The sequence below is a fragment of the Parabacteroides sp. AF27-14 genome, assembly GCF_003635425.1.
GTDB classification, from domain to species: Bacteria; Bacteroidota; Bacteroidia; order Bacteroidales; family Tannerellaceae; genus Parabacteroides; species Parabacteroides distasonis.
Genome location: NZ_QTLZ01000008.1, coordinates 160975 through 187252, shown reverse-complemented (window position 1 = coordinate 187252; position 26278 = coordinate 160975). Strand labels below are relative to the sequence as shown.

Annotated in this window: 16 protein-coding genes; 13 read left to right on the top strand and 3 right to left on the bottom strand. The window is 46.3% G+C overall.

Features of this window, described 5'->3' with window-relative positions; all coding sequences use genetic code 11:
- Positions 1–509: 509 nt before the first annotated feature.
- The 3 genes from DWY79_RS10785 (at position 510) to nifJ (ending at position 6478) form a co-directional block, all read left to right on the top strand.
- Positions 510–1529, top strand: a complete 1020-nt coding sequence (locus DWY79_RS10785; protein ID WP_005858291.1) for a branched-chain amino acid aminotransferase — start codon at positions 510–512, stop codon at positions 1527–1529.
- A 180-nt stretch (positions 1530–1709) separates the two neighbouring features.
- The gene (locus DWY79_RS10780) at positions 1710–2888 is read left to right on the top strand and encodes an ATP-binding protein (protein ID WP_008774157.1); all 1179 of its coding nucleotides are present in this window, start codon (positions 1710–1712) and stop codon (positions 2886–2888) included.
- A 38-nt stretch (positions 2889–2926) separates the two neighbouring features.
- Positions 2927–6478 carry a pyruvate:ferredoxin (flavodoxin) oxidoreductase gene (nifJ, locus tag DWY79_RS10775; RefSeq protein WP_005866134.1) on the top strand — a complete coding sequence of 1184 codons (3552 nt, stop codon included), beginning with the start codon at positions 2927–2929 and terminating at the stop codon, positions 6476–6478.
- A gap of 328 nt (positions 6479–6806) precedes the next feature.
- On the opposite strand, the gene DWY79_RS10770 is transcribed toward nifJ, so the two are convergent.
- Both DWY79_RS10770 and DWY79_RS10765 read right to left on the bottom strand, forming a co-directional pair.
- Positions 6807–7976 carry a porin gene (locus tag DWY79_RS10770; protein WP_122369336.1) on the bottom strand — a complete coding sequence of 390 codons (1170 nt, stop codon included), beginning with the start codon at positions 7974–7976 and terminating at the stop codon, positions 6807–6809.
- Between the two features lie 147 nt (positions 7977–8123).
- The gene (locus DWY79_RS10765; RefSeq protein WP_122144168.1) at positions 8124–9158 is read right to left on the bottom strand and encodes an aldo/keto reductase; all 1035 of its coding nucleotides are present in this window, start codon (positions 9156–9158) and stop codon (positions 8124–8126) included.
- Positions 9159–9254: 96 nt separating this feature from the next.
- Here DWY79_RS10765 and DWY79_RS10760 point away from each other — a divergent pair, with 96 nt between their 5' ends.
- From DWY79_RS10760 to DWY79_RS10720, 10 genes are all read left to right on the top strand, one after another.
- Positions 9255–10031, top strand: a complete 777-nt coding sequence (locus tag DWY79_RS10760) for a Cof-type HAD-IIB family hydrolase (protein WP_036610346.1) — start codon at positions 9255–9257, stop codon at positions 10029–10031.
- A 34-nt stretch (positions 10032–10065) separates the two neighbouring features.
- A complete protein-coding gene (locus tag DWY79_RS10755; RefSeq protein WP_005858279.1) occupies positions 10066–10608 on the top strand; it encodes a carbonic anhydrase in 543 nt (180 codons plus the stop codon).
- Positions 10609–10794: 186 nt separating this feature from the next.
- Positions 10795–10956, top strand: a complete 162-nt coding sequence (locus tag DWY79_RS22750) for a hypothetical protein (RefSeq protein WP_005858277.1) — start codon at positions 10795–10797, stop codon at positions 10954–10956.
- Positions 10957–11189: 233 nt separating this feature from the next.
- Positions 11190–12194, top strand: a complete 1005-nt coding sequence (locus DWY79_RS10750; RefSeq protein WP_039848584.1) for a M28 family metallopeptidase — start codon at positions 11190–11192, stop codon at positions 12192–12194.
- Between the two features lie 526 nt (positions 12195–12720).
- On the top strand, positions 12721–15891 hold the full coding sequence (locus DWY79_RS10745) for a SusC/RagA family TonB-linked outer membrane protein (RefSeq protein ID WP_005866145.1): 3171 nt from the start codon (positions 12721–12723) through the stop codon (positions 15889–15891).
- 20 nt (positions 15892–15911) lie between these two features.
- Positions 15912–17843, top strand: coding sequence for a SusD/RagB family nutrient-binding outer membrane lipoprotein (locus tag DWY79_RS10740; RefSeq protein ID WP_122369335.1), 1932 nt, complete (start codon positions 15912–15914; stop codon positions 17841–17843).
- Positions 17844–18247: 404 nt separating this feature from the next.
- A complete protein-coding gene (locus DWY79_RS10735) occupies positions 18248–21415 on the top strand; it encodes a SusC/RagA family TonB-linked outer membrane protein (RefSeq protein ID WP_044545809.1) in 3168 nt (1055 codons plus the stop codon).
- Positions 21416–21456: 41 nt separating this feature from the next.
- Positions 21457–23376, top strand: coding sequence for a SusD/RagB family nutrient-binding outer membrane lipoprotein (locus DWY79_RS10730; protein ID WP_122369345.1), 1920 nt, complete (start codon positions 21457–21459; stop codon positions 23374–23376).
- Between the two features lie 122 nt (positions 23377–23498).
- Complete coding sequence (locus tag DWY79_RS10725; protein ID WP_122369334.1) at positions 23499–24647, top strand: DUF362 domain-containing protein; 1149 nt, start codon at positions 23499–23501, stop codon at positions 24645–24647.
- Positions 24644–25408, top strand: a complete 765-nt coding sequence (locus tag DWY79_RS10720; RefSeq protein WP_122369333.1) for a DUF6599 family protein — start codon at positions 24644–24646, stop codon at positions 25406–25408. Before DWY79_RS10725 ends, DWY79_RS10720 begins: the two co-directional genes overlap by 4 nt.
- A 10-nt stretch (positions 25409–25418) precedes the next feature.
- On the opposite strand, the gene DWY79_RS10715 is transcribed toward DWY79_RS10720, so the two are convergent.
- Positions 25419–26225: an alpha/beta hydrolase gene (locus DWY79_RS10715; protein WP_044545812.1), complete on the bottom strand. Its 807-nt coding sequence runs from the start codon at positions 26223–26225 to the stop codon at positions 25419–25421.
- Positions 26226–26278: the final 53 nt, after the last annotated feature.

The following is a 26278-nucleotide window of genomic DNA, read 5'->3' as shown; positions in this document are numbered from 1 at the left end:
AAATCTTGGTAACATAGATTTTAATCCGCTATTTGTATATATCCATGCCACGGCTCTTTCATTTACCCATCCGTTTCGGCAGGCCGGAATGCATGAATCTCAAGTGAAATTCCGCACAATAAGTTTACGAGAGAAAATTGTGTATAAGAATCTGATAATCAGTATTTAAAAAACAGGATAATCTTTCTGCGAAAACACGTACATGTTTTTGGAAAAAGTCGTACGTGTTTTCCGGAAAGGTCGTACGAGTTTTCCGGAATCCTTCCACCGAAAACAAAAGCGCATGTTAAAATTTACAAGAAACCCCACTTTAACGAAATGTTAAATGAAAAAGCCGTGGCCTTCCGCTTGCTTTTTTTAGTTTATAGGCCGAACTATATATAAATTAGCGTATATTTGCGGTACACAAAATCTCCCATAGCGACGGCTATGGGCGTTTTTGCTTTTGAGCGATATTATTAACAGTGTAATTTGTTAATTTTAAACTAATTACAGCAAATTGTATAGATATGGAAAATTTAAATTGGTCTGAGCTGGGATTTGGTTATATCAAGACAGACTACAATGTAAGATGCTACTATCGTGACGGCAAATGGGGTGAGTTGGAAGTTTCTTCATCCGAGATTATCAATATTCACATGGCCGCTACTTGCTTGCATTACGGACAAGAGTCTTTCGAGGGCTTGAAGGCCTTCCGTGGAAAAGACGGTAAGATCCGTGTATTCCGTATGGATGAGAACGCTAAACGTATGCAATCTTCCAGCCGGGGTATCAAGATGGCTGAGTTGCCTGTAGAGATGTTCGAGGAAGCTGTACGTAAGGTCGTGAAATTGAACGAGCGTTTTGTTCCTCCTTATGAGAGCGGTGCCGCTTTATATATTCGTCCGTTGATGATCGGCTTGGGCGCTCAGGTGGGTGTGAAGCCGGCTCCCGAATATATGTTTATGATATTTGTCACTCCGGTAGGTCCGTATTTCAAGGGTGGATTCCAGCCCTCGAAGGTGTGCGTGCTCCGTGAGTACGACCGTGCGGCTCCTAACGGGACAGGTACAATCAAGGTCGGTGGTAACTATGCCGCTAGCTTGGTAGCCGGCGAGATCGCTCATTCCAAGGGATACGCCGCCGTATTGTATCTGGATCCGAAAGAAAAGAAATATCTGGATGAGTGCGGTCCGGCTAACTTCTTCGGAATCCGTGGCAATAGCTATATCACTCCGCAATCCCACTCGATCTTGCCCTCGATCACGAACAAGAGCTTGCAGCAATTGGCCGAGGATATGGGCTTGACGGTAGAGCGTCGTCCGGTTCCTTTCGAGGAGATCGCTACGTTCGACGAGGCTGCCGAGTGTGGTACCGCCGCGGTTATCGCCCCGATCTCACAAATCGACGATTTGGATGAGAACAAATCTTTTGTTATCGCCAAAGACGGCAAACCGGGTCCTGTTTGCGAGAAACTATATCATAAGCTACGTGCCATCCAGTATGGTGACGAGCCGGATACTTACGGATGGATCTCGATCATTGAATAATATCTTTTGTTTCGTAAGGACTGGAGTGCGCTCCGTCTTTACGAGACAGAATACGTTGATAGGCAATTGTTAGTTTGAACTTTACTTTTTGCAATAAAATTGCAATCTCCGCATTGCAAATGAGAAAAGATGTTTATCTTTGCATCGGTAATTCCAAATTTTCAATTACCAATTATGTAGGTGGAAGCATTCTTTAAAACACATAAATATCTGGTAGAGCATCTGTATTCTCCGGTACGAAGGGGATTGATGGATGAGATCAATTGGGAGGATCGGTTGATCGGTGTTAAAGGTTCGCGAGGAGTCGGAAAGACCACTTTCTTGTTAGACTATGCCCGTGAATATTTTGGTGCCGATAATAAGGAATGCTTATACATTAATTTAAATCATTTCTATTTTACGGAGCGTACACTCGTTGATTTCGCCGCCGAGTTTCGGGCTAAAGGCGGAAAGGTGTTGTTGATAGACCAAGTATTTAAGTATTCCAACTGGTCGAGAGAGTTGCGGTATTGCTATGATAATTTCGAGGACTTGAAGATCGTTTTCTCCGGTTCGTCGGTAATGCGTCTGAAAGAGGAGAATCCGGACCTGTCCGGCAAGGTGGTATCGTATAACCTTAGGGGGTTCTCGTTCCGTGAGTTCTTGAACTTGATGTCGGGGAACCAGTTTCCTGCGTACACGTTCGATGAGGTATTAGAGAATCATCAGGAAATCGCCAAACGTATTTGCTCGGTCGTAAGGCCGATGGCTTATTTCCAAGATTATCTACATCATGGTTTTTATCCGTTCTTCTTGGAAAAGCGCAACTTCTCCGAGAACCTGCTGAAGACCATGAACATGATGCTAGAGGTGGACGTGTTATACATAAAACAAATCGAACAAAGCTACCTGCCAAAGCTACGCAAACTACTCTACTTATTGGCTACGAGCGCTCCTTGTACCCCAAACGTGAGTCAGTTGAGCAAGGATATCGAGACATCCCGGGCCACCGTGATGAACTATATCAAGTATTTGACAGATGCCCGTTTGATGAATATGCTGTATCCGGTGGGCGAATCCTTTCCGAAGAAACCCTCCAAGGTATATATGTATAACTCGAACCTGATGTACCCCATCCGTCCGATGGAGGTAAATGCCGGGGCGGTGCGTGAGTCGTTCTTTTATAACCAACTATTGAAAGACAATAAGCTGAATGAAGGAATCAAGAACGCCCACTTTCTGGTGAATACGATGTATAATTTCCGGATCGAGGAAAACATGAAAGTGAAGAACAATCCGGATATGTACTATGCTGTCGATAAGACCGAGATCGGGGAGGGGAACATGATCCCGCTTTGGTTGTTCGGTTTTTTATATTAAGTAAGGATATTTTTTAATACTAATAGTTTTATAGGTCTATGACAAAACAGAAGAAATTTTTAACCTGTGATGGTAACCAGGCCGCTGCTCATATCTCGTATATGTTCAGCGAGGTAGCCGCGATTTACCCCATCACTCCGTCGTCTACAATGGCTGAATATGTAGATGAATGGGCTGCAGCCGGACGTAAGAATATTTTCGGCGAGACTGTAATGGTACAGGAAATGCAATCAGAGGGTGGTGCCGCAGGTGCTGTTCACGGTTCATTGCAAGCTGGTGCCTTGACAACAACCTACACTGCTTCTCAAGGTTTGTTGCTTATGATCCCTAATATGTACAAGATCGCCGGTGAATTGCTTCCTTGCGTTTTCCACGTATCCGCTCGTACATTGGCTTCTCATGCGTTGTGTATCTTCGGTGACCATCAAGACGTGATGTCTGCTCGTCAGACAGGTTTCGCTATGTTGGCTGAGGGTTCCGTACAGGAGGTTATGGACTTAGCCGGTGTCGCTCACTTGGCTACGATCAAGTCTCGTGTGCCGTTCGTGAACTTCTTCGACGGTTTCCGTACCTCTCACGAGATCCAGAAGATCGAGGCTTTGGAGAATGAGGACTTGGCTCCGCTTATCGACCAGAAGGCCTTGGCTGAGTTCCGTGCCCGTGCCTTGAACCCGGAGAGACCGGTCGCTCGCGGTATGGCCGAGAACCCGGATCATTTCTTCCAACACAGAGAATCTTCCAACACGTACTACGAGGCAGTTCCCGCTATCGTAGAAGAATATATGAACGAGGTTTCCAAGATCACAGGCCGTAAATACGGTTTGTTCGATTATTACGGAGCTGAGGACGCTGAGCGCGTGATCATCGCCATGGGTTCTGTTACGGAGGCCGCTCGTGAGGCTATCGATCACTTGATCGCTAAGGGCGAGAAGGTAGGTTTGGTATCCGTTCACTTGTATCGTCCGTTCTCCGCTAAGCATTTCTTGGCTGCCGTGCCTAAGACCGCTAAGCGTATCGCCGTATTGGATCGCACGAAAGAGCCGGGTGCTAACGGTGAGCCGTTGTATCTGGACGTAAAAGACTGCTTCTATGGTCAGGAGGACGCTCCGGTTATCGTAGGTGGCCGTTATGGTCTGGGTTCTAAGGATACGACTCCGGCTCAGATCCTGTCCGTATTCGAGAACTTGGCGTTGCCGATGCCGAAGAACCAATTCACGATCGGTATCGTGGATGACGTTACTTTCACTTCTCTGCCTCAGAAGGAAGAGATCGCCTTGGGCGGTGAGGGTATGTTCGAGGCTAAGTTCTACGGTTTGGGTGCCGACGGTACGGTAGGCGCTAACAAGAACTCGGTGAAGATTATCGGTGATAACACGGATAAATACTGTCAGGCTTATTTCTCTTACGACTCTAAGAAATCCGGTGGTTTCACTTGTTCTCACCTGCGTTTCGGTGATCATCCGATCCGTTCTACTTATTTGGTGAATACCCCGAACTTCGTGGCTTGCCACGTTCAGGCTTATTTGCGCATGTACGACGTGACTCGTGGTTTGCGTGAGAACGGTACCTTCTTGTTGAATACCGTTTGGGGCGCTGAGGAGTTGGCTAAGCACTTGCCTAATAAGGTAAAACGTTACTTCGCTCAGAAGAATATCACTGTATATTATATCAACGCCACACAGATCGCCTTGGAGATCGGTTTAGGTAACCGTACCAATACGATCCTTCAGTCCGCTTTCTTCCGTATCACGGGTGTTATCCCTGTAGACTTGGCTATCGAGCAGATGAAGAAATTCATCGTTAAGTCTTACGGTAAGAAGGGCGAGGACGTAGTTAACAAGAACTATGCGGCTGTAGACCGTGGTGGCGAGTACAACCAATTGACGGTTGATCCCGCTTGGGCTAACCTTCCGGATGATGAGGCTGTCGTAAACAACGATCCCGCTTTCATCAACGAGGTAGTTCGTCCGATCAACGCTCAGGATGGCGACTTATTGAAGGTTTCCGCATTCAAGGGCATCGAGGATGGTACTTGGGCGCAAGGAACCGCTAAATACGAGAAACGTGGCGTGGCCGCTTTCGTTCCGGTTTGGAATGAGGCGAACTGTATCCAGTGTAACCAATGCGCTTATGTTTGTCCTCACGCTTCTATCCGTCCGTTCGTATTGAACGATGAGGAGCAGAAGGGCGCCAGCTTCGCTATGTTGGACGTGAAGGCTCCGGCCGCTATGAAAGGTATGAAGTTCCGTATGCAGGTAGACGTTCTCGACTGCCTGGGTTGCGGTAACTGCGCCGATATCTGTCCGGGATTCAAGGGCAACAAGGCATTGTCTATGGTTCCGCTGGAAGGCCAGTTGGCTGAGGCCGATAACTGGAACTACTGCGTAGCTAACGTTTCTTCTAAGCAAAACTTGGTAGACGTGAAGTCTAACGTGAAGAACTCACAGTTCGCTACTCCGTTGTTTGAATTCTCAGGCGCTTGCTCCGGTTGTGGCGAGACTCCGTACGTGAAGTTGATCACCCAGTTGTTCGGCGACCGCGAGATGGTGGCTAACGCTACCGGATGTTCTTCTATCTACTCCGGTTCTGTTCCTTCCACTCCTTATACAACGAACGAGAAGGGTCAAGGTCCTGCTTGGGCAAACTCTTTGTTCGAGGACTTCTGCGAGTTCGGCTTGGGTATGGAATTGGCGAACGAGAAGATGCGTAAACGTTTGGAAGGCTTGTTGCAACAGATCACCGTGGGTGAGCATGCTCCGGCTGAGGCCAAGGAAATAGCCGCCGCTTGGATCGCTAACCAGAACGACGCCGAGAAGACGAAGGAATTGGCTCCGCAAATCATGGCATTCGTTGAGCAAGGCATCAAGGAGGGTTGTCCGGTTTGCGCTCAGATCAAGGAATTGTCTCACTTCTTGGTAAAACGTTCTCAATGGATTATCGGTGGTGACGGTGCTTCTTACGATATCGGTTACGGTGGTTTGGATCACGTGATCGCTTCCGGCAAGAACGTAAATATCATGGTATTGGATACCGAGGTTTACTCTAACACGGGTGGTCAGTCTTCTAAGGCTACTCCGGTGGGCGCTATCGCTAAGTTCGCCGCTTCCGGTAAGAGGGTACGTAAGAAAGACCTTGGCTTGATGGCTACTACTTATGGTTACGTATATGTGGCTCAGATCGCTATGGGCGCCGACCAAGCCCAGACATTGAAGGCGATCCGCGAGGCCGAGGCTTACGACGGTCCTTCCTTGATCATCGCTTACGCTCCTTGTATCAACCACGGTTTGAAGAAGGGTATGGGTAAGTCGCAAGCTGAGGAGAAAGAAGCCGTAGCATGCGGTTACTGGCACTTGTGGCGTTACAACCCGGCTTTGGAGGCAGAGGGCAAGAATCCGTTCACCTTGGATAGCAAGGAGCCGGATTGGAGCAAGTTCCAAGACTTCTTGAAGGGTGAGGTTCGTTTCGCTTCCGTAGCTAAACAATATCCGGCTGAGGCCGCTGAGTTGTTTGCCGCCGCCGAGGAGAACGCTAAATGGCGTCTGCGTAGCTACAAACGTATGGCTGCCGAGAATTGGGATGTAGAGGCTTAATATAACAGGTCTTTTATTATAGAATGAGGGCGGTGTCTCCGGAAACGGAAGGCACCGCTTTTTTTATGGGGTGGATGGGGGAAGCTGCACATAAGGCAATACGGACCTGTACTACCGTATGTGCAGGCCTGTACTACCGTATGTGCAGGCCTGTACTTCCTTATGTGTCAGCCCGCGCTACCGTATCTACAAGTCCGTACTAACGTATCTACACGTTTGCACGAACGTATCTGCAAATTTACACAAGCGTATCTGCGAGTTTGCACGAACGTATCTACAAGTCTGTACTACCATATCTGCAAGCCTGCGCTACCGTATGTGCGGTTTCTCAGAAGACCGGGATCGAATAGACCAGCCCCAGCGATATACGGTGTGTATCCGGCTCTATGGCTCCCATTCGCGTGGCGGCTTTCTCTAGGATAACGCCCCGGTAGGTGTATAGGACGAATACGAAAAGGTCGAGTTGCTTGAAGGGGAAGAATTCCACGCTACTCTGCGCATTCCACGAACGGCGGTACATCCCTTTCCGGAAATCACCGTTGCTCTTATACACCCGGGCGGTCTCGTACGCCCCTTTCACGTAAACGTTCCATTGGGGGTGGACACGGTAATCCACGTCGCCGATAATCGATAGGTATTCGGTGTTCATGGCGGTATGAGGCGTGCCGGGCAGACGGCTGACGACCCCATGTTGGTCGATCCCTTGGCGGGTGTACATAACGTCGAGGTACGTTAGCAACGGGCCTTTCTCATAGGTATTGCCACAGGTGAAATAGTAGGAGTAGCGCTTGCGGGTCTGCTGTCCGACGGCGGTGGCATAACGCAGTTGCAAGGCCTTGTCCAGATAATAGCTATTCCAGTTGACCGTGTACATAAAGGGTATCTTGGCCTTGGCGGTACCCTCGGGAAGTCCGGTAGGGTAGATGTCCTCATCGTTACCGTTGCGGTTATTCACGATCTGGAAACAAAGCTCGTGGTCCGGGTTGACTTGCCAGTTGCCCGAGATACCGGCTTGGTAGGCGGTCAGTAAATTATTGAACTCGCTAAACTCTCGTACCCGGATGGAATTGACGTAATACTCGTATCCCCCGAAATTAACGAACTGCTTGCCGATCGTGAAATTGAGATTATGCCGTGCCTTTAGGTTCACGTAAGCCAGCTCGAGCGAGGAGGAGAGGTTGTCGAGCGAATAGGGATCGGAGTATTTGTTGAACGACTGCCGGTAATGATACCCCAGCCACTTGCCTACATCCCCCTTGATCTCCAGCCGGACACGGTTCAGCTTGAAGTTCATACCGTCTAGCTCCTTTCCGACAAACTCAGCGTTGGCCGAGGTGAAAAGCTGGAAGTTCATCTCGGCGCTATTGATCTTGATCTCTCCGTTCGATAATCGTTCCACGAGTGTAGGTTCCCCGTTATTCTCCCGAAGGGTCTCTTGGGCCGTCAGGCTGGCGTTCGTGGCTAGACAAAGCAAGAAAAGTAGAAAATGTTTCTTCATACGATAGATTTAGTTGGTAACAGACTACAAAAGTATAAAAAACGTCTTAACCAAGATACGTTTAAGGGGATGAAAATGGGGGGGTAGGGGATGCGGACTTTCGTGCTATCCGCATCCCGAGGTGTATACGCTTTCGCCAGCGTCCGTCTAGAATCTCAATTGAGAATTCAATTCCGGGAACTGCGCTTGATGCCAATACGGGTAGATCGGGGTCGTCTGGCTTGCCATATCGAGGCGCTTCACCTGCTCCGGGCTGAGGTTCCAGCCTACGGCCTCTAGGTTCTGCCTTAGCTGCTCTTCCGTGCGGGCTCCTATGATAAGGCTGCTTACGGTAGGCCGTTGCAATAACCAGTTCAAGGCGCATTGGGCTACGCTATGCCCGGTCTCCTCGGCTACCTGTTCCAATACCTCCACGATGTCGTACAGGCGTTCGTAAGAAGTAGCCTCGTCGGGTATCGGGCTTCCTCCGCGAGCGACACGCCCGTCCGTCGGGATCGGGTTATTCCGGCGGTACTTCCCGCCCAGACGTCCGGCGGATAAAGGGCTCCAGATAATGGCGCCCACCTTCTGGTCGATGCCTAGCGGCATAAGTTCCCACTCAAAATCCCGGTTCAACAAGGAGTAATAAACCTGTTGGGCCACGTACCGGCTCCATCCATACCGCTCCGATACGGAAAGCGACTTCATTAAGTGCCAGCCGGAGAAGTTCGAGCAAGCGATATAACGGACCTTCCCGCTCGTCACCAAGTCGTCCAAGGCTCGGAGTGTCTCCTCTACCGGGGTATTTGCGTCGAAACCGTGCATATGATAAATGTCGATATGATCCGTGTTCAATCGTCTTAGGCTCGCCTCGCACGCCTGTATCAGATGGAAACGGGAAGAACCGATGGCGTTACGGCTCTCCGGGCTTAGGTTGAAAGTCGCCTTCGTGGAGATCAAGAGGCGATTCCTCAATCCGTGGATCGCCTTTCCCAAGATTTCCTCGGAAAGACCGTTGGAGTAGACATCCGCCGTATCGAATAGATTCACCCCGGCGTCCAAGCAAAGATTGACCATACGGGTAGCCTCTTCCACCTCGGTATGCCCCCAACCTTCAAAACCATTCGTGCCACCAAAAGTAGCCGTACCTAAACAAAGTGCCGGAACGTATAATCCGGAACCTCCTAGTTGTCTGTATTCCATAAAAAACTATATCTATTATTTGATGAAGGAAATGAAAATACAAATGTAACAAATAAAGTGTATCTTTGTCATTAAAAGAAGATAATAGGTATAAGTATGATTAAGGCAGTATTTTTTGACATTGACGGTACGTTGGTAAGTTTCAAGACGCATAAACTACCGGACTCCACGGTCCGGGCCTTGGACCTGTTGCGAGAAAAGGGAATCAAGGTTTTCATCGCTACCGGCCGCCAGTTGCAATCTATCAATAACCTCGGGACGCAAGAGTTCGATGGCTATGTTACCTTGAACGGAGGATATTGCTTGGCCGGAAAAGATAAGGTTATCTATAAACATAATATCCCGTCGGAGGATATAGAGGCGTTGATCCGCTATCAAGAGAATGAGGAGGCGTTCCCGTGCGCCTTGGTGGAGGAAGATGGGATTTACCAGAACTACGTGGATGATTCTGTGCGACAGCTTTACGACATGCTAGACTTCCCTCATCCTCCCTTGCGTCCTTTGCGTGGCAACGGGGGTAAGGAAGTATACCAGCTGATAGCCTTTTTCTCTCCCGGCCATGAAGAACGTATCATGTCCGTCTTGCCGCATTGCGAGGCTACTCGCTGGAACCCGCTATTTGCGGATGTCGTGCCGCGGGGGAGCAGTAAGGCGGTAGGGATCGATAAGATCATCGAGCATTACGGGATCTCGCTCCACGAGACGATGGCTTTTGGCGATGGAGGCAACGATATGGCCATGCTTCGCCACGCCGGGATCGGGGTAGCCATGGGTAACGCCGGCGACGAGGTGAAAGAGGCGGCGGATTACGTGACCGACTCCGTAGATGACGATGGTGTCATGAACGCTTTAAGACATTTCGATGTTATATAAATAAACAGTTTAATAACGCTAAATCACAAACGCTATGATTGATGAATTGGTAAGCTATAATCGTGAGTTCGTAAAGAACAAGGGGTATGAGAAGTATATCACGAATAAATATCCCGATAAGAAGATCGCCATCGTGTCTTGCATGGATACCCGGCTGACCGAGTTGCTACCCGCCTCCTTGGGCATCAAGAATGGAGACGTGAAAATTATAAAGAACGCGGGGGCGATCATATCCCACCCCTTCGGAAGCGTTATCCGGAGCTTGATGGTGGCGATTTACGAGCTTGGGGTTGTAGAGGTAATGATAATCGGGCATACCGATTGCGGAGCCAAGCACATGAATAGCTCCGAGATGATCGAAAAGATGAAAGAGCGGGGAATTCCGCAGGAACGAATAGATATGATCCGATATTGCGGTATAAACTTCGAGTCGTGGTTGCGGGGATTCGAGACCTCCGAGGCTTCCGTGCACGAGACCGTGGAGCAAATTCGGAATCATCCGCTGATTCCGTCGGATATAACGGTAAGAGGGTTTGTAATAGACTCTGTTACAGGTGAATTAACGCCGGTGGAGTAATCCCCGGCGTATTTAGACTTATTTGCACAAGTCATAAATAATCGAAAAAATGAAATATTTTATTATGTTCTACAACATTGTTTCGGATAAAATGGTTATCTTTGTAACGAATTAAGAAAGAAAGATCGTTTTAGGATTATTTATTAACTGGCTTTCCAAGCGTGGGAAGCGTAAAACAAAAAGATTATGATGATGAGAGAAAATGAGAAAAGCCTTCGTGCTTTAGCGATGTTGCGTTATCAAGCAGATCGTTACCAGTCAGCTGGCAATGGTGCCATGAGTCAGCGATTAAACGCTGAGATCCGTCGCCTTATGAGCGAAATGAGTGTAGATGCGGATAAGAACTAAAAGACCGCGTCTTTTTTAAGTAAAGAATAAAGTAAGAAATAAATTAGATGTCATCTCTTACCTCCGTTCAAAACGGAATGGTGAGAGATAGGAAATGAGGATTACCTTTGGCGATACGGCCGGGTGAGCCTTTTTTTTGTGCCCTTTCTTTTCCTTCTCCTTCGCGTATCAGGGAAATTACTTATATTTGTAGATGAAAAAGCTAAAACAATAATCATTTGAACACAAAAACGATGAAAAAAGCAGGATTACTCTTAATGTCGCTGGCATTAAGTACGGCTCTTTGGGCGGAAAGTCCGGAGAAGAAAGGTTTGGACGTGATAAATAGATCGACCGCCGAGGCGCATATCGGTTTCTTGGCCGATGATGATCTGGAGGGCCGTGAGGCCGGTTTCCGTGGAGGCCGTATAGCGGGCGATTATATCGTGGCGAACTTGAAATCATTGGGTATCGACCCTGTAGGAGACTCTTATTACCATCCGTTTGAGGCTTACCATATGGAACGCCAGAAGAGAGGGGCCCGCTGGCAGGTGCAGCCGGATTCCATAGCGGCTATCAAGCAAACTGGTGTTTTCCAGAAACTTTCCTTGAATAATATCTTGGGTAAGATAGAGGGCAAGAACCCGAGTGAGATCGTGATCGTCGGCGCTCACTATGACCATCTGGGTATCGACCCGATGCTGGATGGCGACCAGGTCTATAACGGGGCGGACGATAACGCCTCCGGAGTCTCTGCCGTTTTGCAGATAGCGAGGGCTTTCCTTGCCACGGGCCAGCAACCGGAGCGAACCGTTATATTCGCTTTCTGGGACGGTGAGGAGAAAGGGCTTCTCGGATCGAAAGCCTTCGTTCAGTCTTTTCCAGAGATAAAGAACGTGAAAGGATATTTGAATTTCGATATGATCGGCCGTAACAATAACGAGGCGAAGCCTACCCATGTGGTTTATTTCTATACAGAGGCGCACCCTGCTTTCGGCGATTGGCTGAAGAACGATATCAAGAAATACAACTTGAATCTGGCACCGGATTATCGTCCGTGGGATAACCCGGTAGGAGGGAGTGATAACGGTTCCTTCGCTAAGATAGGTATCCCTATTATCTGGTATCATACCGACGGGCATCCGGATTACCATCAACCGAGCGACCATGCCGACCGGATTAATTGGGACAAGGTGGTGAATATCACGAAGGCCTCGTTCCTTAATATGTGGTATATGGCGAATGAGAAAGATTTTTAGAGATTATACGTCTTTTTCAATAGAAGATATCTAATAAAAGTAAGTTAACTTCATCGGCGAAGTAAGTTAACTTACTTTGGCATTTTAATTAACTTACTTTGCCGATGAAGCTGGCTTGCTTTTATATTCTGAAAAAACGCTTGAATTACTGTAATTTCATATCTTACCGCGGATACTTAGTTCTACATGAACTCAAGTCGATTTTAACTTAAAATCGTTTATATTTCTAATTTTATATTGTAAAACATAAAAAATAAGGGAGGATTTATTTAATTATAATAACACAATGTAATGAATATTTCATATCTTTGCCTCCGATATAAAATGTGCTAGGTATTTTGGCGCCAACTAAATAAAACAACTTCTACTTAAGAAAAGTTCATGTAGGACTCCGATAGTTAGCCCATTTTTTATTTGAACTTAATTACGCTAGAACTCAGGAGTGAGTGTATGTATGTGAATAATTTTAAAAGACAAATGTTTCGCCAAGACATTGTCTAATTATTTATTAATAAAACCATCAGTTATGTTGAAAAACTTTAAACCTGTCAGCTTAATTCTATGTGCGGGTGCGTTATGCTTCTCGGGAAGCATGTATGCCAACATCGCACCTGTTGAGCAAGGTACCTCTATCTCCCAGCAAAACGGGAAAGTAACAGGTACAGTGGAAGATGATTTCGGCCCAGTGACCGGAGCGTCAGTTGTCGTGAAAGGAACGTCTAATGGAACGATTACCGATATGGACGGTAATTTCACCTTGGATGGCGTCAAGAATGGTGATGTAATCCAAATCTCATTCATTGGTTACTCCACCATGGAGCTTACGTATACCGGTAAGCCGGTAGGCGTTATCAAATTAGCGGAAGACACCCAGAAATTGGATGAGGTCGTGGTTACGGCCTTGGGTATCAAGCGTGAGAAGAAAGCGTTGGGATATGCTACGCAAGAATTGAAAGGAGACGAACTTGTAAATGCACGGGAAAGTAATATTGCGAATGCGTTATCTGGTAAAGTATCGGGTTTGCAGGTAGTTCGTTCTAGTAGTGGCCCTGGCGGTTCTTCAAAAATTGTATTGCGTGGTAATAATTCATTAACTGGATCTAATCAGCCGTTGATTGTTGTCGATGGTATTCCAATGGATAACTTTACTGGAGGAGTTGATGATGCTTGGGGTAATAGCGGCGTGGATATGGGTAATGGTTTGTCAGATATCAACCCGGAAGATATCGAATCCATGAACGTGTTGAAAGGAGCTTCAGCCGCCGCGTTATATGGTTCTCGTGCAGGTAATGGCGTAATTTTGATTACGACGAAATCGGGTAAAAAGCAAAGTGGATTAGGTATTACTGTAAATGCCGGAGTTACAGTGGAAAGCATGTTTTTGAAACCAGAATTACAGAATACGTATGGTCAGGGTACAAATGGCATATATAATGTGAAAGACCGTTCAAGCTGGGGGCCTGTTGCCGATGGTTCCGTAACAATTGATCGCTGGGATGGGCAGAAAGTCCAGATGTATACTTATGATAATATAGATGCTTATTTCCAGAAAGGAACTTCATTCAATGAAGGTGTATCTTTTCAGCAGAGCTATGATGGGACGGCGGTATTCGCCTCAATTAATCGCTCTGATGATAAGGGCATCGTTCCGGGTGCATCATTAAATAAAACGTCTCTTACTTTGCGTGGAACAAGCGAGTTCGGTCCGGATAAAAGATGGAAATTAGATGCAAAAGCCAACTATTTAAATAATAACGCAAAGAATCGTCCAATCCAAGGTATTAACCAATCGAATGCCTTTAGTACGATCTATAATTTACCACGATCGCTGGATATTAGGGATCTGGAGAACTGTTTGGACGAAAATGGAAATATGATTTGGTGGGATACCGAGAGTACTCCCCAAGAAAATCCGTATTGGATTAAAGATTATAGAACAAATCAAGACTCTCGTAATCGTTTGTTAGGTACAATTTCTCTTTCTTATAAGATAACGGACTGGTGGAACCTCGAGCTAAAAGGCGGTACGGACTATTATACGACTACGACTACAAATAAGGTATATTCTGGTGGTAATGTGAATCCGAAAGGGCGTTACTCTGAGAAGTCGGAGACTTTTTATGAGAACAACTATAGTTTCTTGACTACCTTTAAGAAAGATAACCTTTTTAGCAAGTTTGGTGGTTTTGTGACCGTGGGTGGAAACTTGATGATGCAACGCCGTAAGAAATTAGAGGCTGGTACGGGTGATTTATTGATCCCGAATCTATTTGCGATGTCTAATGCCGCTGACAAGAATAATATGACGCATACATCTGAAGATGTACAGCGCAAGATGAATTCTATTTACGGTTCTTTGCAAATGAACTGGGATGGCTGGCTGTTTATGGATATTACGGCTCGTAATGACTGGTCTTCCACTATGAGTAAAGAAAACCAATCTTATTTTTATCCTTCGGTTAGCTTATCTGGTGTTATTTCAGATATGGTGGAAAAGGTTGGCGGTACAATGCCGGAATGGATGAGTTTCGCTAAGGTTCGTGCTTCTTATGCGGAAGTAGGTAATGACCTTGATCCATATCAATTGTATACTGTATTCAAGGTTGATAAAGATCCAAATGGTAACCCAACTGCAGCTCTAGGAACTACTTTATATGATTCTTCTGTACGTTCAGAGTTGATTAAATCTTGGGAAGCCGGTATTGATTTGAAGTTTTTCAATAATCGATTAGGTATTGATGCGGCTTGGTACAAATCTAATGCTACCCGCCAATTGCTAGATTTGGCAATGGATCCATTTTCTGGTTATTCCAAACGTAAGATCAATGCAGGTAATATTCAAAATTCAGGTGTGGAATTAATGCTTTATGGTACTATTTTGCAGAATCCTAGAGGCTTAAATTGGGAAACAACATTGAATGCTTCCTTCAATAAAAATAAAATCATAGATTTGTATGAAGGAGTAAATGAATATGGCATCAAGACTTTTGATGATTTAAAGATTGTAGCCCGTACGGGTAGTTATTATGGCGATATTTATGGTAAAAAATTCCAACGTGTTGAAAGTGGGGAACATGCTGGTAAAATTATTGTAGATGCTCAAGGTTTACCATTAGTTACTTCAGATGATTATTATCTGGGGAATCAACAGCCTGATTGTATGTTGGGATGGACTAACTCGTTCTCTTATAAAAATATTTCTTTGAGCTTTTTGATTGATGCTCGTATTGGTGGAAATATTTACTCAGCGACCACTGCTAATTTGTACAAGGCAGGTAATGCCGCAGGTACCGTTATAAATGGAACCCGTGAGGAATTTGTAGTTCCGAATTCAGTGACTTCTGATGGAAATGGTGGTTATACGGCAAATTCTAATGCTGTTACTCCTGAATTGTACTGGGGACGTGCTGCCGGAGGTAATATCGGTGTGGGTGAGGCATTTTTATATGATGCTACTAATATTCGTCTACGTAATATTACCGTTGGTTATGATTTTGAGAAAAAATGGTTAGAGAAAACCCCATTACAGAAAGTACGTGTATCATTCGTGGCGAATAACGTTTGGATGATTGTAAATCATTTGGAAGGTATTGATCCGGAATCTATTTCGGCTACAAATTCCAATGCTACTGGTTTTGAGAATGGGGCAGCTCCGACTTCTCGCTCTTTCACATTTAATGTAACAGTTGGTTTCTAATAAGAAAGATGATTTTAAGTATGAAAACATTAAAAAGAACAATAATAGGGTTAGCTTCATTAGCCGTTTTATTTACTGCATGTAACGACTTTGAGGAAATAAATAAAGACCCGAATGCCGTAGATGAAAGTGCGATCAAAGTATCTTATCTACTGAATAAATCAATCATGGGGGCACAGCAGAACCCGCATATCGCAGAGCGTGTGTTCGTGTATCAATGGAAAAGTGCGGCTCGTTTTGAACGTCGTAGTGGTTTAGCTACAGGTGCGAATTATAATGATTATAATACGGACTACTTTGGCGTTGATTATGGAGTGGGATGGCTGAACAATGTTAATATGGCCGTGAAAATTGGTACGGAACGTGCCGCCAATCCGGAGTATCCTTATGAGAACAATTTGCTACAGATGTCTCGTATTTGGCGGGCTTATGTCATCTCTGAATTGGCTGATAACTTTGGTCCTGTGCCTCCGGCAAACGCTTTTGATGGTATCGTAGAATATAAGAGTATAGAAGATATTTATGATTTTATTATTTCTGAATTGAAAGATGCCGCTGGCAAGATAGATGTAAATGCGGATATGAGCGCTATTACATCAGAGAAAACGGATGCTTTCTATGATGGTGATGCCTCTAAATGGATAAAGTATGCGAACTCATTACGCTTGCGCTACGCTATGCGTTTATCTGCTGTAGATCAAGCTAAAGCAAAGGCTGCTTTTGAGGATGCCGCTTCGACGAATAATTTTATTACTACGCAAGATGAAATTGCTCAGGTGCAAGAAAAAGGCGGTTGGACTGATCTTGATGGTGTGATGTCTCGTCCTTGGAATGCCCAACCCATTTCGGTCACCATTAATAATATGATGATTGGCCTAGGAGGAATCGATTTCCAAGTTCCTGCGGCGATAAAAGAGGATGTGGTATTGAAAGATGCTCGTAATTATCTAGGCCTTCGATTAGAAAAACACTTACCGGTTTCTACGAATGATCCGGCTGCAGGCTATTTCTTTGATGCTCTTCCTTCAAAGATTGATCCTCGTGCTACTAAGTTGTTTCATATTCCGGGATATGATGATGGTACTGTTTATTTCTCTAATATCGGTTTGGCTGATAAGGCTCGTTTAGCGGATCCTGCTACTGGAAATGTTGAGGATAACAATAAGACATATTTGGAGTTGAACGTGAAATATACTTGGAATACTTGGGTTGCTGGAAAATGGGATAAATACTCAGCGCTAACCAGCGAATTGACAGGAGCAAGTAAGACTTATCCTTCTTTATCCAAGATATATCGTGAAAGTACGAATAAGCGTGTATGGTTTGGGCCGTGGGAGACGGAGTTCTTATTGGCTGAAGCTGCGTTGTATGGTTGGAACGTGTCTGGTAGTGCGAAATCTCATTATGAGGCTGGTATAGCAGCTAGCTTTGAATATCACGGTGTATCTGAGTTCTTAAATGATTATTTGAGTTCTACGGAATATAACCGTGTAGGTACTTCTGTCGCTTTTGATCATACGGCGGAAGCAAAGTCTTATACGGCTGAATATGTAGATGGTTATACTGGTGAGAAAAAGACTACTACTTATGCTTATCCGAAAAATTCTATTTATAAGAATGGTACGGTCAATAATGATAAGCTGACAAAGATAATCTCGCAAAAATACTTGGCACAGGTTCCTTGGTTACCTTTAGAGGCATGGTCTGATCATCGTCGTTTAGGTTTGCCTTTCTTTGAGAATCAAGCTGTTGAGATAGATTATAACGTTTCTAGTAACGAGTTGCCTCTTACTCGTGCTAACTGTAAGGAATGTAAGTGGGAATTCTATCAAGAACGTCTGCGCTATCCAGCGAATATGGAAATCAATAGTAAGGATAGTTATATGAAAGCTGTTGAGCTATTGGGTGGAGCTGATTTAATTTCTACTCCGCTATGGTGGGCTAAACATTGATTTATATGAAAGAGGGTGTGTCAAAAGCCCCTGTTTTTGTGTATTTGTGCCGACCGCTATTATAAGCATCTAACAATGCCCATCGTAAGCCCCTGCCGACTGCGGTCGAAAGGTGCTTATGATGGGCATTCTAATAAACGTAGTATATCTTACTTGACCAACGCAGTATATATTATTGGGGCAACGCAGTATATATATTGTCCATTCCTAAAATCACTTGTCACTAAACTCACGACCTTCCTGGTTTACTGAGATACCGGAGTGATACTCATCTCTCTCCGGTTACTCTTGTATATGTTAAACTCAAAACATATCTGCCCTTTTTATGTTTATACAGGATAAATGACATTCGTTGACGCAAAAACTAAAACATTGTCTATCAAAATAAACAAAAAACAGTAGTTATGTTGAAAAGATTCAGACCAGTCAGCTTAATCCTGTTGGTAGGGGCGCTTGGGTTCTCGGGAAACTTATACGCCACGCCTATGTCCGGGATTCCGAGGGTTGACATTTCACAGCAAAACGCAAAGGTGTCGGGAATAGTTGAGGATGCCTTAGGACCCGTTACCGGGGCGTCCGTAATCGTGAAAGGAACTACCAATGGTACTATGACCGACTTGGACGGGCATTTTACTTTGGATAACGTGAAGAAAGGGGATATCATACAGATATCGTTTATCGGTTATACCTCGCAAGACATCCCGTATACCGGCCAGTCCGAGATTACGGTTAAACTCGTGGAAGATACCCAGAAACTCGATGAGGTGGTGGTGACCGCCTTGGGTATGAAACGGGATAAGAAAGCCTTGGGTTATGCCATGCAGGAGTTGAAAGGGGATGACCTCTTGGCCTCCCGTGAGCCGAACTTGGCGAACTCCCTTTCCGGTAAGGTTTCCGGTTTGCAGATCGTTCGTTCAAGCAATGGCGTAGGAGGGTCTTCTAAGATCGTACTTCGTGGTAATAACTCATTGACGGGTAGCAACCAGCCCTTGATTGTCGTAGACGGTACCCCGATGGATAACTTCACCGGTGGCGTGGATGATGTATGGGGTAACTCCGGAGCGGATATGGGTAACGGTCTTTCGGATATCAACCCGGAAGATATCGAGTCCATGACGGTATTGAAGGGTGCTTCCGCCGCCGCCCTTTATGGCTCACGTGCCGGTAACGGCGTGATCTTGATCACTACCAAGTCCGGACGTAAGAACGAGGGACTCGGTATTACGATCAACGCCGGTATCACCGCCGAGACGATTTTCCTGAAACCTGATTTACAGAACGACTTCGGACAAGGCTCCGTGGGCGTTTACGATAACCAATCCCGCCTTAGCTGGGGACCGAAAGCCACGGGACAAATGGTAACCGATTGGAGAGGCAACCAAATCCCTCTGCATACATATGATAATATCGACGCTTTTTTCCGTACCGGAACCTCCTTTAACGAGGGTGTCAGCTTCCAGCAGAACATAAAGGGTACGGCGGTATTCGCCTCCGTAAACCGTTCCGACGATGCTAGCATCACCCCACGCTCAAAACTAAACAAGACGAATATTACCTTGCGTGCCACTACTTTCCTAGATGAGGCGGAAAAGTGGAAAGTAGATGCCAAGGTGAATTATATCAATCAAAACGCACATAACCGCCCGATTCAGGGCGTGAATCCCTCGAACGCTTTCAATACGATCTATAACCTGCCTCGTTCCTTGAATATCCGTGAGTTTGAGGATGACGTGGATGAGCAAGGCAATATGATTTGGTATGACGCCTCCAAGAATCCGCAGGAGAACCCTTATTGGGTGACCCGTTATCGCCAGAACGAGGATACCCGTAACCGTTTGTTAGGAAATATCTCCTTGAAATATGCCCCGACCGATTGGTTCGATATTGAGTTGAGAGGTGGTACGGATTATTATACCACGACGAAGAGCGAGAAAGTATATGCCGGTGGTAATACCAGTCCGAGAGGTCTGTATACCGAGGGATCGGAGACCTTCTATGAGAATAACTTCAGTTTCTTGGCTACGGCCCGGAAGGATAACTTGATCGATCGGCTGGGAGGCTTCGTTACTTTCGGTGGTAACTTGATGCTCCAGCAGCGTAATAAGATGAACGCTTCTGCCGGAGAGTTGTTGGTGCCGAACTTGTTCTCGCTGAATAATGGCGTGAATAAGCCAACAGTCACTTCCGAGTTGATCCGCCGTCGTATGAATTCCTTGTACGGGTCGTTGCAGTTGAACTGGGATGGTTATCTGTTCTTGGATGTTACGGCACGTAACGATTGGTCGTCTACGATGTCGAAAGCCAACCGCTCTTATTTCTATCCGTCTGTCAGCTTCTCCGCGGTGATCTCCGATATGTTGCCGAAGATTGGCGGAAGCATGCCGGATTGGTTCTCTTTCGCTAAGGTACGTGCCTCCTTCGCTGAGGTAGGTAACGACTTGGACCCGTATCAATTATATAACTTCTACTCTGTAGGCAAGGACCCCAACGGGAATACGACGGCGAAACCGGGTAAGGTACTTTACGACTCGGACGTACGTAGTGAGTTGATTAAATCATGGGAGGCCGGTTTCGATATCCGTTTCTTTAATAACCGGTTAGGCTTGGATGCCGCTTGGTATAAGTCCAACGCTACCCGCCAGTTACTGGATTTACCGATGGACCCGTTCTCCGGCTATGCTTCCCGTAAGATTAATGCGGGTAACATTCAGAACGAGGGTTTGGAGATCTCCTTGAACGGTACGATTCTAGACAATCCCGCCGGATTGAGCTGGAGCTCTACGGCGCAGTTCTCCTTGAACCGGAATAAGATCAAAGAATTATACGAGGGCGTGAATCTATATGATATAAAGACGTTTGACGCTATCCAGATCGTAGCTCCGGTAGGTGGTTATTATGGTGAGATCTACGGGCAGACCTTTATGCGTGTGACCGATGAGAATAGTCCTCACTATGGAAAGATCGTCGTAGGTGATGACGGTTTGCCTTTGATCTCTACCGAGAAGTCGAAAGTAGGAAACCAGAGTCCGGATTGGATGATGGGTTGGACCAATAATTTCTCTTATAAAGGTTTTAACCTGAGCTTCTTGATAGACTTCCGTATCGGTGGTAGCATCTATTCGGCGACAGCCTCCAACCTGTATACCCGGGGTAACGCCGCCGGAACAGTGGTGAATGGTGATCGTGCCGAATTCGTGGTACCGAATACCGTGGTTCAACAAGGCAGTGGTTATGCGGAGAATACGGTCGCCGTCACTCCCCAGAACTATTGGGAGCGTATTGGGTCTACCGGAAATTATGGTTTACCAGAGGTTTATACCTATAGCGCCACCAATGTCCGTTTGCGTAATATCACCTTTGGCTACGAGTTCAATCGACAGATGTTGAAGAAAACGCCTTTCCAGCGTGTACGTCTATCCGCTACTTGTAACAATGTTTGGATGATCCATTATAACTTGCCGGGTATCGACCCCGAGTCCGTTGCCGCCACGAATACCAACGCTACCGGATTCGAGAATGGAGCCGCGCCGACCAGCCGTTCCTATACGTTTAACGTAACCGTGGGATTCTAATGGAATACATGATAATTTGAATTACGATAAAAATGATGAAGATGAAAACAAGAAATATACTTTTTACCGGATTGGTATCGGTGGCTGCTCTTCTTTCTTCCTGTAATGACTTTCAGGAGATCAATGAGGACCCGAATCTTGTGGGAGAGGATAAGGTGAAGCCCCAATGGTTCCTGAATGCCTCTATCATGGGAGACCAGATGAACCCAGAGATAGCCGAGCGTATCTTTATCTTGTACTGGGACCGTGCTTCCCGTTTCAATAGGGGAAGTGGTTTTACGATCGGTACGGATAACAATGATTATAGTACGATCTACTTGAGTAATGATTACGCCGTAGGTTGGCTGAATCAAGTGACCAAAGCGATCCAGTTAGGAGAGCAGATGGTTGCCAATGGCGAGGCGGATACCTATCCTTATTATAAGAACGTGATCCAGATGTCCCGTATCTGGCGTGCTTATTTGAACTCGGAAGTAGCTGACGGTTTCGGGCCGATCCCTGCGTTGGCCGCTTTCTCCGGTGTACCGGCTGAGTACGATAGTGTAGAGGCTATCTATCAATTTATATTGAAAGAATTACGGGAAGCTGAGTCTGCGTTAGACCCCTCCTTGGATATGTCCGCTATGGCTAACGAGGATGCTTTCTATGCGGGAAATGTTGCGAAATGGAAGAAGTACGCCAACTCCTTGCGTATGCGTTTGGCGATGCGTATCTCGGCTGTCGATCCTGCCTTAGCGAAAGCGGAATTTGAGGATGCCGCCTCTAAGACATTTATTTCCGAGCCAACCGATATCGCTTCCGTGCAGGAGAAAGAGGGTTGGGATGAGCTGACGAGCGTGATGTCTCGTCCTTGGAATGGGCAGGCGATGTCCGTGACGTTTAAGAACTTGGTAGTTGGTTTGGGTGGACAGGAATTTCCGTTGCCGGACTCCTTAAAAAGCCATTTGAAGAATCCATACGATTATCAAGGTTTATATTTGAACCAGCACTTCCCGCTGACGACGAATGATCCGTGCGCCGGTTTCTATTTCGACGGTATACCTCAATATGTAGATCCCCGTGCCCCGAAGTTGTTTAGTGTAGTGGGCTGGGATGATGGTGTGGTTTATTCCGATTATATCGGTGCGGCCAGCGAGGTGAAGCCGGTTCACTTGAAGAATCCGGCGGATAATACCCAGAATATGTTGACGATCGATCCGAAATATACGTGGGGCACTTGGGTCGCCGGAGAATGGGACGTGAAAGCCGGTCTGGTAAGTGAGCTGACAGGTAAGAATTATAATTATCCCTCTATATCGAAACAATATCGAATGAGCACCAATAAGCGTGTCTTCTTCGGCCCGTGGGAAAGTTACTTCTTATTGGCGGAGGCTGCGGTGAAAGGCTGGAAAGTTCCGGGAACGGCTAAATCCAATTATGAGTCTGGTGTTACGGCTAGTTTTGAGTATCATGGCTTATTGAGCCAAGTCGGTGATTACCTATCGTCTCAGAAATACAACCGTGTAGGTACTTCCGTCGCTTTCGACCATACGACAGAGGCGAAATCGTATACGATCCGTTATACGGACCCATATACGAAGGAGGTAAAAAGCCGTACGTATGAATATCCCCATAACTCGATCTACCGGAATGGCGCTTATAATAATGACGCTCTGACGAAGATTATCACCCAGAAATATATAGCGCAAGTTCCTTGGTTGCCGGAAGAGGCTTGGAGCGATCATCGTCGTTTAGGTCTTCCTTTCTTCGAGAACCAAGCGGTAGAGAAGGATTACAATCCATTGAATCAAGTTCCTTTGACGGTCGCTACCTCTAAGGAATGCCGTTGGGATTTCTACCCGAAACGTTATCGTTATCCGGCGAATATCCAAACGAATAATCAAGCGGGTTATGCGCAAGCTCTCCAGCTTTTGGGCGGCCCGGACTTGACGACTACTCCACTTTGGTGGAACGCTAAATAGCGAACCTGCTTGGTCTGTTTTATATATACTTTTTCGGTGTCACGCATTTACTTGTGTGGCACCGTTTTTTATGGATATATTTCACTATCTTTGGTACGAATATAATGTGAACCTATATCCCCATGAAAAGACGTAACTTCTTTCGATCTATCGCTTTAGGCGGTGTAGGGGCGGCGCTTACTCCCGTGGCGAAAGCGGCCTCTTCTTTGGCTTCGGAGAAAATGAAGCCCCAAACCAATGTGAAACAGGCATTGGCTATTCCTCGTAACGAATATTCTATGCCGGGTAAATACCCCGGAAAAGTAGTCAAGATGAATTCCGCCCATTGTGTCGTGGATGGTAAACCATCTGAGGCTGTAGCCTACGAGATGCTTAAATCCGGAATGTTATATCTGACCGGCGAGAGTGATCTGAAAGCGGCTTGGCTGCGCTTCGTCGGGCCGGAAGATGTCATTGGCTTGAAAGTAAATCCGATAGCGGGAAAGCTCTTGTCTACTTCACATGCGGTCACCCAATCCGTTATCAAGCAATTGGAGGAGGCAGGTATTCCCCGGAAGAATCTTATTATTTGGGACCGTCGTGAGGTCGATTTAAAAGAGTCCGGCTTTACGGAGGAGAATTATCCCGGTATCCGTATACTTGGAACGGAATATCAAGACGAGAACGGTAGTTATATCGATGCCGATGGAAAGTATTACGGAGAGAACCGTATCGACCGCAGCCAATATTTCCGGGCGGCTATAGTGGAGGAATACGATGCCTACACGATGCCCTATATGATTAACTCGGGAGAGGAGTCTTATTTCTCTAAGATCTGTACGGAAATGGTGACTAAGATCATCAATATCCCTGTATTGAAAAACGCCGGAGTCTCGATCACTTCCTGCATGAAGAACCTAGCGTTCGGATCTATCTCGAATACGAGCAGGCTTCATAAAGAATTATGGCATGAGACCTGCGCTTATGCTTGTGCTTTCCCGCCTCTTCGTGATAAGGTGGTATTGAACATCGTGGATGCGCTGAAAGGCTGTTTTGAGGGTGGCCCGGAGGCCAATCCCCGGTTCATTTGCCAATACAATGCGTTGCTGCTCGGCTCGGATGCGGTAGCCGTGGATAGTGTCGGTTTCGATATGGTACTCGCTAAGCGGATCGAGGAGGGGATACAAAAACAGGAAAAGCCCGGTAGCCGGCGTTTCTTGGAATTGGCGGAAGAGATAAAGCTCGGGATTGCCGACCGAAGTAAAGTGGATTTAAAGGAGATTGATTTATGAGAGGTTTGATACGTTGTTGTCTCTTTCTTTGCTTTCCGGTTCTGTTATGGGCACAGGATGGGGTACAGGTAAAGCGGGAGCGTGTATTTACCGGTTCCGGGCTTTATGGTTTCATGAATGGAGGGGCCGAGCAGTTTTTGGAGTATGGCGTTTCCCGGTTAACGGCAAGAGATGTCGTTTACAAAGGAGAGGATTATACCCTAGAGATTTACGAGATGCCTAGCCCCGAGGATGCGTTTGGTATTTACTCTTTGCATATATTTAAATGCGAACGGACTGATGCCTTGGGATGTATTGATTGTTTATCTCCCTATCAGTTACAAGCCGTGGTAGGGAATAAGTATGTATCGGTGGTTTTCTCTTCCGATTCCTCGGCCGCTAAGGATGCGGTAGACGAATTGATCCGTCTTTATTTACCGATGGATGGTAAGGAGGCTCCTCAAATTCCGGAGATACTTGGGATTCGTTCCCCTTATTCGGGTGCGGTGAAATATTTGCGAGGTCCAATCTCTGTCTCAAGCGCCAGTACGTCTTTGGCTGAATTGCTGGAAGATTGCCCGTTCACGGGAGTCTGGTTCGTCGGAGATAGGAAGGCCGATGATTATCAAGCCTTGATTTACGTGAAAGATCAAGAAGCCTTGAAACGTTTAAGTGAGAAAATACCAGTCTCTTCTTGCATCCGTCAGGGAGATGACTTTATTTATATAAAAGGAACGGAGGAGGAAGCAGCGGACGAGGATCACGGAGACTTCGGGTTTTAACCCGAGTCTCTTATTCAATCGTGCTTAGCCATTTCTCCAGTTCGTCAGTCCATTGACGTTTGTATACGAAGTTGTCCCGGAACCCAAAACTATGGCCGCCCTTTGGGTAAATATGCAAGGAGGCGGACACCTTGTTCTTTAGCAAAGCGAGATAATAAAGCACGCTATTCTCCGGGCTAATCGCCTCGTCATCCGAAGCCAACGCTATAAAAGCGGGAGGTGTCAGTGAGTTTACGTGTAATTCCAGAGAGAAAGCTTCCTCTTCCTCATGCGTGGGATTCGCTCCTAATAGCCGTTCCCTCGATTTAAGGTGCGTTAAATGAGGTAGCATACTGATAACCGGATAAAGGAGTATTTGGAAATCCGGACGTGCGTCGTCTACCCCGAATATTGCGGCATGCCCGGCGATATAACCGCCAATGGAGGCACCCATGACACCGACCTTCGTAATCTTCCACTCTTCCGAGTAATTACGGAGGATGCGGAGACCTTGGCGAACATCGTCCAGAGGGACTTCCCTATGTCCGTTCGGCATCCGGTATTTCAATACGGCATAAGTAATACCTTGCGCATTAAACCATGCGGCCATATCACGCCCCTCATGTCCGATCGAAATCTTGGAAAGTCCGCCACCCGGACACATCAAGATCGCCTTGCCATTCGGCTTCGTCGCCGGATAAACCAATAAGGAAGGATTCGATATATTGGATATGGCATTCGGGGCATCTTCCAATTCTACGCCGGCCAATCCATTACTAGTGGGCGCTCCATCCGGCCAAAGTAGGATAATCCTATTTTTCTGTTGTACTGTTTCCATTTTCTATATTCTGAATTGTGTTTATAGTATAAAACAACGTTGGCCTTTGATTA